This is a genomic window from Aeromonas sp. 603757, assembly GCF_049171255.1.
Lineage (GTDB): Bacteria > Pseudomonadota > Gammaproteobacteria > Enterobacterales > Aeromonadaceae > Aeromonas > Aeromonas veronii_A.
In genome coordinates, this window is the sequence record NZ_JAAKOE010000022.1 from 25,388 (window position 1) to 38,288 (window position 12,901).

The 12,901-nt window shown below is 60.4% G+C and carries 12 protein-coding genes; 5 read left to right on the top strand and 7 right to left on the bottom strand.

What is annotated here, in order from left to right; all coding sequences use genetic code 11:
• Positions 1–192: 192 nt before the first annotated feature.
• The 3 genes from G5332_RS17735 to dusB form a co-directional block, all read right to left on the bottom strand.
• The gene (locus tag G5332_RS17735; protein ID WP_421311474.1) at positions 193–1,074 is read right to left on the bottom strand and encodes a DMT family transporter; all 882 of its coding nucleotides are present in this window, start codon (positions 1,072–1,074) and stop codon (positions 193–195) included.
• A 112-nt stretch (positions 1,075–1,186) separates the two neighbouring features.
• The gene (fis, locus tag G5332_RS17740; protein ID WP_005309538.1) at positions 1,187–1,483 is read right to left on the bottom strand and encodes a DNA-binding transcriptional regulator Fis; all 297 of its coding nucleotides are present in this window, start codon (positions 1,481–1,483) and stop codon (positions 1,187–1,189) included.
• A 26-nt stretch (positions 1,484–1,509) separates the two neighbouring features.
• Entirely contained in the window at positions 1,510–2,475 is a 966-nt protein-coding gene (gene dusB, locus G5332_RS17745) for a tRNA dihydrouridine synthase DusB (RefSeq protein ID WP_019445016.1), read from the bottom strand.
• 292 nt (positions 2,476–2,767) lie between these two features.
• Between dusB and G5332_RS17750 the strand changes: the two genes are divergently transcribed.
• From G5332_RS17750 to G5332_RS17765, 4 genes are all read left to right on the top strand, one after another.
• A complete protein-coding gene (locus tag G5332_RS17750; protein WP_216952905.1) occupies positions 2,768–4,165 on the top strand; it encodes a TolC family protein in 1,398 nt (465 codons plus the stop codon).
• 73 nt (positions 4,166–4,238) lie between these two features.
• The gene (locus G5332_RS17755; RefSeq protein ID WP_421311476.1) at positions 4,239–5,243 is read left to right on the top strand and encodes an HlyD family secretion protein; all 1,005 of its coding nucleotides are present in this window, start codon (positions 4,239–4,241) and stop codon (positions 5,241–5,243) included.
• Positions 5,243–6,397 carry an ABC transporter permease gene (locus tag G5332_RS17760; protein ID WP_421311478.1) on the top strand — a complete coding sequence of 385 codons (1,155 nt, stop codon included), beginning with the start codon at positions 5,243–5,245 and terminating at the stop codon, positions 6,395–6,397. The genes G5332_RS17755 and G5332_RS17760 overlap by 1 nt, the downstream gene beginning before the upstream one ends.
• On the top strand, positions 6,397–7,593 hold the full coding sequence (locus G5332_RS17765) for an ABC transporter permease (RefSeq protein ID WP_421311480.1): 1,197 nt from the start codon (positions 6,397–6,399) through the stop codon (positions 7,591–7,593). Before G5332_RS17760 ends, G5332_RS17765 begins: the two co-directional genes overlap by 1 nt.
• A gap of 110 nt (positions 7,594–7,703) precedes the next feature.
• Here the strand turns inward: G5332_RS17765 and G5332_RS17770 are convergent, their stop codons facing one another.
• The 3 genes from G5332_RS17770 to G5332_RS17780 all read right to left on the bottom strand — a co-directional run bounded on the left by G5332_RS17770 (position 7,704) and on the right by G5332_RS17780 (position 10,097).
• The gene (locus G5332_RS17770) at positions 7,704–8,339 is read right to left on the bottom strand and encodes an SDR family oxidoreductase (RefSeq protein WP_421249901.1); all 636 of its coding nucleotides are present in this window, start codon (positions 8,337–8,339) and stop codon (positions 7,704–7,706) included.
• Positions 8,340–8,472: 133 nt separating this feature from the next.
• Positions 8,473–9,327 (bottom strand): DnaA ATPase domain-containing protein, encoded by an 855-nt coding sequence (locus tag G5332_RS17775; protein WP_069555874.1) that lies wholly within the window; start codon positions 9,325–9,327, stop codon positions 8,473–8,475.
• 71 nt (positions 9,328–9,398) lie between these two features.
• Positions 9,399–10,097, bottom strand: a complete 699-nt coding sequence (locus tag G5332_RS17780; protein WP_005349201.1) for a DnaT-like ssDNA-binding domain-containing protein — start codon at positions 10,095–10,097, stop codon at positions 9,399–9,401.
• A 289-nt stretch (positions 10,098–10,386) separates the two neighbouring features.
• On the opposite strand from G5332_RS17780, the gene G5332_RS17785 reads away from it, so the two are divergent.
• Complete coding sequence (locus tag G5332_RS17785; RefSeq protein WP_421206036.1) at positions 10,387–11,358, top strand: response regulator; 972 nt, start codon at positions 10,387–10,389, stop codon at positions 11,356–11,358.
• 74 nt (positions 11,359–11,432) lie between these two features.
• Here the strand turns inward: G5332_RS17785 and G5332_RS17790 are convergent, their stop codons facing one another.
• The gene (locus G5332_RS17790) at positions 11,433–12,830 is read right to left on the bottom strand and encodes a peptide MFS transporter (RefSeq protein WP_227341975.1); all 1,398 of its coding nucleotides are present in this window, start codon (positions 12,828–12,830) and stop codon (positions 11,433–11,435) included.
• Positions 12,831–12,901: the final 71 nt, after the last annotated feature.

A 12,901-nucleotide genomic window follows, 5' to 3' on the forward strand; every position in this document is an offset into this window, starting at 1 on the left:
TCATAAGGAGCGAAGAGGGGCAGGAATGTGACCTTCATCAAGCTGGCCATATGGCATTTTTTCATGGGGTATGCCCTTTAACCCTCTGGATACCAAGGGCTAAATGTCGTTAACAGAACGTCAGCATTGGCAGGACAAGATAAGCAAACAGGAGGGAAATGGCGACACCGCCCCGCAGGGCGGTGACGCGTATCAGGCTGGCGTTTTGAGCCGCGCACTGCGCAGCAGCAGGGGTAGTTGGTAAAGCACCAGGGCGCCGAGTACCAGTCCGGCACCGGCCAGTTTGGTGCCGCCGAGGGGTTCGCTATAGAAGAGGGTGCTCAGGATCAGCGTCCAGACCGGTTCCAGCAGCATCATCAGGGCTGCGTGAGCGGTAGTCATCTTGCTCAGTGCATGGGTGAGCAGCCAGTAGCGCAATGTGGTGGCGATCAAGACGCTCGCCGCAAACCAGCCCCAGATGCCGTGGCTGACTCCAGCCTCGGGCCACTGCTCGGTCAGCAGGGAGAGCAGGGTGCCGAGCAGGCCGGTCATCGCCAGCTGGATGCAGGTGAGCCAGGTGGGGGCGATGGATTGGGCGAAGTGGCGATGGACGGCAAGCTGGATGCCGAGGGTGGTGGCCGCCGCCAGAAACCAGAACAGCGAGAGCGACACGCCCCAGTGGGTGCTGCTGGAGAGTAGCAGTAAACCGGCGATAGCGATCGGCAGAGTGAGCCAGTAGTGGCGGCCGGGTTTGGCCCGAAAGGCTGCCCAGGCGGCCAGCGGGGCCATCAGGGTGGCGACGCTCATGATAAAGGCGCCGCTGCCCAGCGCATCGCTCTGGCTGATGGCGGTGACCCACAGCAACAGGCTGGCGCCGAGCAATGTGCCACAACCGGCGGCGCGCACCATCTGGGGTCGGCTCGGCGGTGGCTCGCGCAGCCAGGCCAGGGGGAGCAAAAGCAGGGCGGCCAGCAGAAAGCGGCTGCCGATAAAGGCGGCGGGCGGCAGTTCGCGGATCGCCTCTTTCGAGAAGAGCCAGCCAGCAGCGGCCAGCAGGGTGACCAGTACCATCAGCAGCAGGGGAGTGCGGTTCATCGGGGTCGCCATGGTGAAATGGAGGGGAGAGCATAAAGGAAAGGCGCCAGGTATTGCTACCTGGCGCCTTTCGCATCTGCCTTGAACCGCCGTCGCGGCTCGCGGCCAGCAATCAGTTCATGCCGTAACGCTTGAGCTTCTTGCGCAGGGTGCCACGGTTGATACCCATCATCACGGCAGCGCGAGTCTGGTTACCACGGGTGTACTGCATGATCACGTCCAGCATCGGCGCTTCGACTTCGGAGAGAACCATATCGTACAGATCAATCACTTCCTGACCGTTCAACTGGGCCAGGTAGTTACGCAGGGCCTGTTGCACAGAGTCACGCAGGGGGCGCTGGGTCGGCTCGGCAGCGTGATTGTGAGTAGTTGTTACCAATGCATCAGAAGTCAGGGTTTGTTCGAACATATTCGGTCGGCTCTTTAGTTATCTTGTTAACCTAATCCATCGAAATACGCTTCGAGTGCCTCAAGTTGCGCGTCTGCGCAATCCAGGGCATTGAAGTGCTTACGGAATTCTCGGCCCGTCTCTTCTTCATCCAGATACCAGCCCACGTGTTTACGGGCTATGCGCGCTCCCAGATATGCACCATAAAACCGGTGCAGGTTGGTTACATGCTCGTTCATCAGGGTGCGAACCTCTTCCCTCTCGGGAGGCGGCAGCTTGGTGCCCGTCTCAAGAAAATGACGGATTTCCCGGAAAATCCAGGGTCGTCCTTGCGCAGCTCGGCCGATCATCACGGCGTCAACACCGGTATAGTCGAGGACATACCGGGCTTTCTCCGGGCTGTTGATGTCACCATTGGCGACAACAGGAATCGATACGGCCTGCTTAATCGCCCTGATCGTGTCGTACTCCGCTTCGCCCTTGTAGAGGCAGGCACGGGTACGACCATGCACGGCAAGGGCCGCGATACCGCAATCTTCGGCGATTCGGGCGATCTCCACGCCATTGCGGTTATCCGGATCCCATCCTGTGCGGATCTTCAAGGTGACAGGCACCTCCACTGCATCCACCACGGCCCGGCAAATTGCTTTGACCTGATCGGGGGCGCGCAGCAGGGCAGAGCCTGCCAACTTCTTATTCACTTTTTTTGCCGGACATCCCATGTTGATGTCGACGATCTGTGCGCCCTGCTCCACGTTGTAGCGGGCAGCAAACGCCATCATCTCGGGGTCGGCTCCGGCAATCTGGACCGATCGCAATCCGCCTTCTGCAGAGTGATCCATCCTCATCCTGGTTTTCTGGGTATCCCAGACATCCGGGTTGGCCAGCAGCATCTCGGAAACGGCCATGCCAGCCCCCAATCGCAAACAAAGTTCACGGAATGGTCGGTCAGTTACACCGGCCATGGGAGCCACAATCAAGGGAGTTTCAAGCGTGTGGGGACCTATCTGCATTCCACGGTTACCATCGGCTTAGGGCGGCGTATATTACGCATTTTTTAGGCAGGAGAAAAGGTTAGTATTTGAGCGTCAGCCATTTTTTTCTGAAAAAAACGTCGCGCCAAGGCTTGCAAATTCTGGAGTTATTGAAAAACGGCCAGATTGCCGGAGACTGATCGCTGTACCATTCGGGTCGGACGCCTGCATAATTGTCAGTCCACTTGCAGGCCCGCTTTGCGTTATGATGGCGGGCTTAAGTCGAGCAAATGCTCCAAACATTTATGCAACAAAAGCGGATTGGGGATCTATGACGTCAAGGTTCATTAAATCACTCTGGCCGTGTCTGCTGGGGGCCGTGCTGGGGTCGGCGCAGGCGCAAACCATCAGTTTCGGCGAAGCCTGGACCCGGGTCATCCAGCAGGATGAAGGGCTGGCTGCCGAGCAGGCCGGGGTCGATCGGGCCAAGCAGTTGCGCGAGGCGGCCAAGGACATGTATCTGCCCAAGGTGGATCTGGGGGCCAGCTATACCCATCTTGATCAGCCGATTGAACTTGATGCCCTCGATCTCAATCCGCTGGCCAAGCAGAAAGATCTGATCCTGGCACTCGGCAGCCTGTTCGGGGTCGGGGCCAACGCATTTGTCACCCCCCTGACCAAACAGAATGTGGTGACCAGCTCGGTCAAGATGCTCTGGCCGCTGTTTGCCGGTGGTCGCATCGATGCGGCGCAGGAGATCCGCCAAGCGCAGGTGAGCGAGGCGCAGCAGCTGCTGGTGCTCAAGCAGCAATCCACCTTCGAGAGCCTCTCCCAGACCTATTTCGGCGTGGTGCTGGCTGCTCAGGTGGTGCAGACCAAACAGGAGATCGAAGAGGGGCTGGCCCACCATCTGGATCACGCCAAGAAGCTCGAAGCGCAGGGCCAGATCGCCAGGGTGGAGCGCCTCTCCGCCCAGTCGGCCTATGACAGAGCGCGCATCGATACCCAGAAGGCGCGTCGCAGCCTCGAGATCGCCGAGCTGGCCCTCGGCCGCATGCTGAAGTTGCCAAATGCCCAGCCGGGCAGCGGCCTGTTCGTCAACAAGGATCTGCCGCGCCTCGAGGGGTTGGTGAGCCAGACCCTGGAGGTGCACCCCGGTCTCAAGTTGCTCAGTGCCAAGAAGGAGCAGGCCAAGGGGATGATCCGGGTCGAGCAGGGCAAATATGCCCCCGAGGTGTTCCTGTTCGGTAACTACAACCTCTATGAAGATGATTCGATAGCTTCCAAGACCGCGCCGGACTGGCTGGTGGGGGTGGGTGTCAGCATGCCGTTGGTGAGCCGCGATGGCCGCTCCGAGACGGTGCAGGCAGCCAAGAGTGCCGAGCTGCAAGTCAATCTGCTGCAGGCCAAGACCCGTCAGGATCTGGAGTTGCTGGTAGAGAAGACCTGGCGCGAAGCGGCGCAGGGGCTGGAGGAGTATCAATCCCTCTCTTCCACTCAGGCGCTGGCAGAGGAGAACGTGCTACTGCGGGACAAAGCCTTCGGGCAGGGACTCTCTACCTCCCTCGATGTGGTGGATGCCCAGAACCAGCTGGCGGGGGTCAAGACCCAGCGCGCGGCGGCGGCTTATCAATATGTGGTGTCGCTGGCTCGTCTGCTGGCGCTCTCCGGCCAGATGAACAGTTTCAATCAATATCAGCATGGTCAGGTGATCGAGGTGAACTCATGATCGCCATCCGATTCGTGCCTTTTTCTATCTTTGTTTCGACCGCCAAGGGTCGCCCGTTTGTCGAGGTGAAGTGATGAGCCATCCCCCCATCAAAAAGAAGATGAGCCAGGGTAAACCGCTGTTGTTGCCGCTGGCGCTGGTGATCCTGGTGGTCTGGCTCGGCTGGCGTTTCTGGCTGGCCTATCAGCCGGAGCCGGTGCATCTGCAAGGGCAGATTGAAGCGCAGCAATATTCGGTCTCCTCCAAGGTGCCGGGTCGTATCGACGAAGTGTTGGTGAAAAAGGGTGATCAGCTGGTCAAGGATCAGCTGGTCTTTACCCTGGCGAGCCCCGAGATTGAAGCCAAGCTGAGCCAGGCCAAGGCCGGTGAGGCCGCAGCGGGTGCGCTGGCGCAAGAGGCGGAGAAGGGCGCCCGTGCCCAACAGATCGCTGCCGCCAAGGATCAGTGGCAAAAAGCCAAGGCTGCCGCCCAGCTGCGTGGCAAGACCTATGAGCGGGTTGCCAGCCTGCACCGAGATGGCGTGATGCCGCTGCAAAAACGCGACGAGGCCTGGACTGCCTGGCAAGCTGCACGCTACAGCGAAGGGATGGCGTGGCAACAGTACCAGATGGCGTTGGAAGGGGCGCGGGAAGAGACCAAGATCGCCGCCCGCGAGAAGGCCAAGATGGCGGCGGGTTCGGTTGCTGAGGTAGAGGCCTATCTGGCCGATACCCGCATCACCAGCCCCCACAATGGTGAAGTGAGTCAGGTACTGCTGCGTAGCGGCGAGCTGGCGCCACAAGGCTTCCCGGTGGTGACCCTGCTCGACATGAGCGATGCCTGGGCCCAGTTCCACGTTCGCGAGGATCTGCTGCCCCGCTTCCCGGTCGGTACCGAGTTTGATGCCCGCATCCCCGGCCTTGGCGATCAGACCGTGCGCTTCAAGGTGACCCATGTGGCCGTGATGGGGGATTTCGCCACCTGGCGTGCCACCGATACCCGTCAGGGCTTCGATATGAAGAGCTTCCAGGTGGAGGCTCGCCCGCTGCAACCGGTTGAGGGGTTGCGGGTTGGCATGAGTGTGCTGGTTGAACTCTGATGGGACGTGAATTTCGGCTGCTGTGGCAGGATCCCTTCAGTCGTGCCCTGATGAGCTGGGTGCCGCTGCTGCTGATGGGGATCCTCTGCTGGATCTTCTCGGCAGGGCTGGCCCGCGACCTCAAGGTAGGGCTGGTGGATCTCGACCACAGCGTGCTCTCGCGCCAGCTCGCTTTCTCGCTGGATGGCTCGGCCGGGCTCAAGGTGGCGCAACAGTTTGACTCCATCGATGCCGGTGCCCGAGCCCTGCGCGGTGGTGATATCTATGCGCTGGTGGTGATCCCCAACCATCTGGAGCGGGATGCCCGTCAGGGCACCCAGCCGCAGGTGACGGTGTTCAACAACGGCCAGTTCATCCTGATCGCCAAGCTGGTCAACTCGGCGCTGGCGCAGGTGGTCGGGACTCTCAATGGTCAGGTTGGCGTGCTGGAGGCGATGGCTGACGGCAAGGCGCTGCCCGGCGCACTCGGGCAGTCGGTGCCCATCAGCAGTCAGGTGACTGCGCTCTATAACCTCAACTCCAGCTACGCCCAGTTTCTGCTGAGTGCCATTCTGCCCGCGGTGTGGCAGATCCTGGTGGTGCTGTTCGGCCTCAATGCGCTGGCCCGTACCGATCGGCTGGGACTGGACTGGACCACTCGCGGTGTCTGGTTTGGCCTCTGGCGCAGCCTGCTGCCCCACGTGTTGATTGGCTGGGGTTGGGGGATAGTCTGGACGCTGCTGCTGTTCAAAGGCTTCTCCTACCCCATGCACGGTAGCTGGCTGGTATTGCTGGTGGGGCTGGGGCTCGCCTCGGCAGCCTGCGTCACCATGGGGGCTTTTTTCTACGGCATCATTCGGGATCCGGCCCGCGCCCTGTCGCTGGCGGGGGCTTACACTGCGCCCGGTTTTGCCTTTATGGGGGTCACCTTTCCGGTGAGTGCCATGGGGGATTTCGCCCGCTTCTGGCGCAGCCTGTTGCCGGTCTCTCACTATGTCGAGTTGCAGATTGGTCAGAGCAATTATGGTCTGCCCCTCGCATCCGCCCTGCCGCAACTGGGGGCGCTGCTGCTGTTTCTGCTCCCCCTGCTGCTGGTGGTACGTCGTTACAAGCAGCAGGCCGAGCTGGCCCGTCAATCAGCCGCAGTGGCAGTCGCCGAAAAGGAGCCTGAGTGATGCTGGGATTTGTCGATCTGTTGCGCCTCGAGTTGCGCACCCTGCTGGCGGATCGCGCCATCATGCTGACCCTGTTTGGCGGGGTGAGCTTCTACTCGTTTCTCTATCCCCAGCCCTATCTGCATCAGCTGCCGCGGGAAGAGGCGGTGGTGATGGTCAACGAGGATGGCAGTCAGTTGTCCCGTCAGCTGGAGTTTATGGCCGATGCCACGCCGCAGGTGAAGCTGGTGGCGCGGGCCAATTCACTGGATGAAGCGCGGCAGCTGATGATGGCCGGGAAGGCGAGCGGGATCCTGCATATCCCCAACCACTTCTATCGGGATCTGATGCTGGGCAAGAGCGTCACCCTGAGCTATGCCGGTGATGCCTCCTACTTTCTGGTCTACGGTACCATTGCCGAGGGATTGGCGCAGGCTGGCGGCACTCTCGCCGCGCAGGTGAAGGTGGCGCGGCTGTTGAGCCACGGCGAGGCACTGCCACAAGCGGCCATGGGCTGGAATGCGGTGGCCCTCAACGTGGTGCCGGTGTTCAACCCCACCATGGGCTACGTCAACTACGTGGTGCCGGCGGTGTTCGTGCTGATCCTCCATCAGGTGTTGCTGATGGGGGCGGGGATCCTGGGTGCGACCCAGAACCAGCGCAGTTGCCGCGGCGAGCACGGTTACTGGCAAAGCGCGCCGGTGTTGCCGCTGCTGCTGGCCAGAACCCTGGTGCTGGCGGGGTTGTTTCTGTTACCGGTGAGCTACTTCCTCGGCTTCTGCTTCGATCACTACAATATCGCTCGTCATGCAGACCCTGTGCAGCTATGGCTGTTCGCCCTGCCGTTCCTGCTGGCGACCTGCTGGTTCGGTATTGTGCTGGGGGCGATCTTTACCCGGCGCGATCTGCCCACTCAGGTGGTGTTGATCTCCTCCCTGCCGCTGGTCTTTCTGGCGGGCTTTATCTGGCCGCTCGAGCTGATCCCGGCGCCCCTCAACTGGCTGGCTCAGTGGGTGCCCACTATCCCGGCCATCGAGGGTTTTCTGCGCCTTAACCAGATGGGGGCCGACTTCGCGCAGGTTTCCCGTTACTGGTGGCAGCTGTGGGGACTGGCGCTGCTCTACGGCGTGCTGGCTTGCCTGCTGCTGCGTTGGCGGCAGCAGTCGCTGCCGGTTGCTCGCCCGTCAGTCGTGCAGGGTGAAACGACCGCCGGTTAAGCGGGATAGGGCAAGCACTCGTGAGATGGCGTGTGCGGTAAAGTGAAAACGGTCAGCCCTTGGGTTGACCGTTTTGTTATGTGGTGGGTATGAGCAGTTTTACTGCTGCGTTAGCCGCGCTGGAGCGTAGGATCGCCGATGGCGTAGATCTGCCCCACCGCCGCATCATCCGCCAGCAGGCGCAGCCCTTGGGCGGCCACATCGGCGCGGCGTACCAGTCCGTGCACCTCCTTGCCCTGACTCAGTTCGGCACGGCCGGTGGCGTCGCCATCCTGCAGGCCCGCAGGGCGTAGAATGGTCCATGCAAGGGAGCTGGTCTGCAGCCAGCTCTCCGCCAGACTCTTGAGACGTACCTCGTGACCAAAGGCGGCGCGGGCACGTTCAGGCAGATACTGCCAGCTGTCGCCGCAGCCGAGAGAGGTGACCAGCAGCAGCCGTTTCAGGCCAGCCTGCTCCATGGCATCGATCACATGACGGTTGCCCTGATAGTCCACCGGCGCGGCCTGACGGAAGCTGCCGAGGGTGGAGACGACCAGTGCATCTTGTCCCGCTCGGGCACACGCCTGCTGTACCGCAGCCGGATCCAGCGCATCCCCCTCGATCACCTCAACTCCCAGCGCCTCCATTTCCGTAGCCATCTCGGGGCTGCGCACCAGCGCAACGACCCGGTGACCCTTGTTCAGGGCGTGGTGAGTAAAGGCACGGCCCAGCCCGCGGCTGGCTCCGAAAATCAGTGTGGTTGGCATAGCTGAGCTCCCTTGGCAAAAGGGGCTAGCCTAGTGGCTTGTTCGTCTGCTGTAAATGAGAGTTGTTTCTATTTGTGAGCTGGCAGTGAGGAGAGAGTGCGAGCCGCCAGCGACTCGCACTCTTTGAGAAGCATCAGCCGCTGTAGTTGCCGATGCTGGGGCGACGGCTTGGGCCGCTCAGGTGGATATCCACCGGATTGAACGCCTTGATCGCCTCATAGCTGAAATCACCGATCGCCTGATGCAGGCTCTGTGGTGTGTGGTTGGTGATGATGATGACGCTCTTTGACAGGTTGCGACGGCGGCGCAGCAGGTGGCCGAGGAAGCTGGACTGGCTCTCCGCCATTTTGGCGCGGTTGGCCGATACCTCGTCGATGATCAGCAGATCCACCTCTTCCAGTGCGCGGCGGTACTGGTTGCGCTCATCCTGGTCGGGGATGACGTTGAAGAACAGCCGATCGACGATGGAGGCCCACTGCTGGAAGATCACCGATTTCTGGTGACGGGCGATCAGCTCATGCGCCACCGCTCCCGCCAGCGTTGACTTGCCGGTGCCGTAGTCGCCGTAGATCAGCATGCAGCCGCCACCGCTCTTCTCCCAGTGCTCGAAGCCGCTGATAAAGTAACGGGCTGTTTCGATGGGGTATTGCAGCGCCGGGTCACCGGCATCCATCTTGTCAAATACCCAGTCAGGGTTGAGGTCGGCCTGGGCGATCAGCTTCTGGATCCGCTCCTGACGGGCCGCCTTCTGCAGCTCGCGCACCTCGGCGTTGGCCTTGGCGTCGTACTCCTTGCGCAGGGTCTCGTAGTCATACTGGCCGCCACCGGTCTCTTGTTGCAGGCGACGAATGCGCTCCAGCAGGCCACCCACATGGCGGCTCAATTCCGGGTCGTGAATGCGGTGATCCTGCTTGGCCTTGGCGATCTTCTGGCGCTTGGCTTCGATCTCTTCCAGCTCCTGGCGCAGGGGATCTTGCGGGTCAGTCATGGAATGCTCCTTCTGCTCGATCAGGGATGGGTAGACAAGGGGTTGATTCTGCCTGCAGGCGGGGGCCGCTATCAATCATTATCCGGCTCCTGCTGCGCTGCGGGTTCTTGCGTCTGCTGTTGGGCCAGTCGCTTGGCCTCTTCAATCATCTGTTGGGCCCGTTTGCTGGGGCCCGACTCTGCCGGGGCCGGCGTCACCTGCTGGTAGCCCTGCACCTCCATCGGTTTGCGACGGGTATAGCGGCGGGTCTTGAGGGCGCGAATGAACTTGAGCATCCATTGATGCTGGGAGTCGAACACCTCGGGGCGCCCCAGCCAGTAGGCGATAAACTCCCCCAGATCTTCTTCGCTATAGCTGGCATCGATCACCCCGCACAGACGGGCGAGGGCGGGCAGCTCCTCGTCCGGTCGCCATTGCAGATGCATCTGGAAGGGGCGCTCCGGCAGCGGGCTGCGCAATTTCTGGGTCAGCAGTGGCAACTGAAACGGGCACTGATGGTAGTGCTCACTCTCGGGCTGAGCCTCGACCTGCAGCAGGCCCGCCTCCATCAGTTCATCGAACAGCTCGGTGAGCTGACGGGCATTGACCTGAAACGAGAAGCCGCAGGGATCACCCGGATCGACCACTGCCAGTGCCCGACCCAGCTCGGGATAGTTGAGCCGGGCCGCCTGATTTTCCAGCACCAGTCGGCGCAGCTGCAGGGTATAGAGGCTGCGAGCCGGATGGGACAATCTGGGGTGGGCAAGGGCACTGTATTCGGCTGGGGTCATGGTCTTCTTCACGAGCTGGAGTGGGGGGCATTATCCCCTATGGTGCTCTCCTGCACAATTCGTCACACTGCAAGTGAGTGCCCTGCATGGTCGGGTGGTGAAAATTGATCGTACCGCGGAGCGTTGAGCAGGGAGAGCGGGATTGTGTCGATAATCCAGCAGCTTGCACTATTTTGGTATGCAGATTAGCCAATCCGGCTATTTGTGACGCAAGGCACGCGGCATTTCTGCTGATTTAGACTAGTCTTATTACTTAAATAAACAATTGACTCATAAGGTTTTTGTCAACATGCCAAAACCCGGACTGCGGATCCTGGTGGTGGAAGACGAAGCAGTTTTTCGCCATTCGTTAGTGAGTTACCTCGCGCGGGACGGGGCAACGGTGTTTCAGGCTGAGGATGGAATTGAAGGGTTGTCAGCTGCAGCGATTTATCATCCCGACGTGGTACTGTGCGATCTCAATATGCCCAATATGGATGGCCGCGAGGTAATCGCCTGTCTCTCTGCGCGCTATCCCCATATTCCGGTTATCGTCATTTCGGCCCAGAGCTCCATGGAGGCGGTCGCCAGTGCCTTGCGTGCCGGTGCTCGGGACTACCTGCTCAAGCCCCTCGAGAACTTCGCACTGGTCGATCGCAGTATCGACCAGTGCCTGAATGGGAGTTCCACGCGAGCTCAGCAGCTCGAATTGATGGCGCATATGGATTACTTCAGTGCGCATGATCGGGCTGCCAGCCGTTTGCTCGCCGGGCTGAAGCCACCGGGATTGCAGGAGTGGGGCCCCTGGCAGGTCACGTTCAAGGGGCTTGGGCACCTCTTCATTCCCGATACCTTCAAGGTGGAAGACAAGCTGCTGGTGCTGGTGATGGAGATGCCCATCATGGGGACGGATGCAGGATTTTGCGGGGCGCTGGTGCGCTCTCTGATGAACGTGCCCTATCGCCAGTTTCAGCAGAACGAGAGCCGTTTGCTGAGCCAACCGCACCGGTTGCTCGACTACCTAAACCATCAGTTGATGGAGTCCGGGTTGCGCCACGCTTTTGCCATGGCTGCTCTGCTGTTTGATCAGCACGATGGGCTGGTATTTGCCAATGCCGGGCTCACTTCCCCCCACTGGTTGATGCGCTCGGGTGGATTACCGCTTGGTCTGATGCGCAACAGCCACTACGCTCTGCACAAACGCAGCTGGCATGAACCATTCGATCTGCAGTTTCGCAGCGACAGCGGTAGTGCGCTCAATGTGCAGGTGCGTCATCACTGAGGCTGCTTGACTAGAGACCAAAACAGACAAGGCGCCCGATGGGCGCCCTGTCTGTTGTCTACAATCCTGACCGTTTAGACGGTGGCGGAGTGTAGTTTCTTCTCTTGAGCTTGCGGCTCTTTGGCTGGGCCTTCGGCACCGTGCATCCAGTAAACCAGACGATTAGCCATGGTCAGCAGCAACAGGGCGCTCAGCACCGCAGCCAGGGCGATGCCACCGAAGATGGCGATCGGGCCGGCTTCACCAACAATGGAGCCGATAAAGCCCGCAGCATAGTTGGCGATGGCGATAAAGCCCATCCAGGCACCCATCATGAGGGAAGCCAGACGCAGCGGAGCCAGTTTGGTCACCATGGAGAGGCCGATCGGGGAGAGGCAGAGCTCGCCCAGGGTGTGGAACAGGTATGCGCCAACCAGCCAGAACATGGAGGTCTTGACGGTGTTGTCACCACCCTGCTGTAGCACGGCACCCACCATGAACAGGAAGCCGATAGCCAGGAACAGCAGACCCATGGCGAATTTCACCGGAGAGTTCGGCTCTTTCTTGCCGAGCTTGATCCAGATGGCCGCAACGACCGGTGCCAGAGTGATGATGAAGAAGGGGTTCAGGGACTGGAACCAGGCAGTCGGCACTTCGAAGCTGCCGATCATGCGGTCGGTATACTCCTGGGTGTAGAGGTTCATCAGACCACCGGCCTGCTCGAAGCCGGCCCAGAAGATGATGGTGAACAGACCCAGTACCAGAATAACCTTGATGCGATCCACTTCCTGCTTGGTCAGCGGTGCTTTCTGCTCGGTAGTACGCAGGGCGGCTGCGCGCTGGGCGGCAGTGACACGACCGATGTCACCCAGGAAACGTTGGGCCATGGTGGCCTGGATCACCAGAGAGAGCAGCATGCCGATACCGGCGCCGACGAAGGCTGCTTGCCAGCCGTAGGCGGTGGCGGCAGCACCACAGATCACACCTGCCAGCAGGGAACCCAGGTTGATGCCCATGTAGAAGATGGTGAAAGCACCATCACGGCGGTGATCGCCCTCTTCATAGAGGTCACCCACCATGGTGGAGATGTTCGGTTTGAACAGGCCGTTACCCACGATCAGCAACGCGAGGCCCGTGTAGAACATGGTGTTGACCATATCCGGGAACATGGCGTGGGGCAGTGCCAGAGTGAACTGACCTGCGGCCATCAGCACGGCACCGATCAGGATGGCGCGACGTTGACCCAGGAAGGTGTCAGCCAGCCAGCCGCCGATCAGCGGAGTGATATAAACCAGACCGGTATAGATACCGTAGAGTTTGAGGGCATCTGCCTGACTCCAGCCCAGACCGCCGTTGGCAGTCAGGTCGGTCAGATAGAGCACCAGTACGGCACGCATGCCGTAATAGGAGAATCTCTCCCACAGTTCGGTACTAAAGAGCAAAAAAAGCCCTTTAGGGTGACCTAAAAAGGTCCCTTTTGACGGGTTATTCATTGGAACTTCCACCTGTGTCTTATATTTTTTTGAGTTTTTTATGCAAGGGCGAGAAACACGCCTCAACCCTT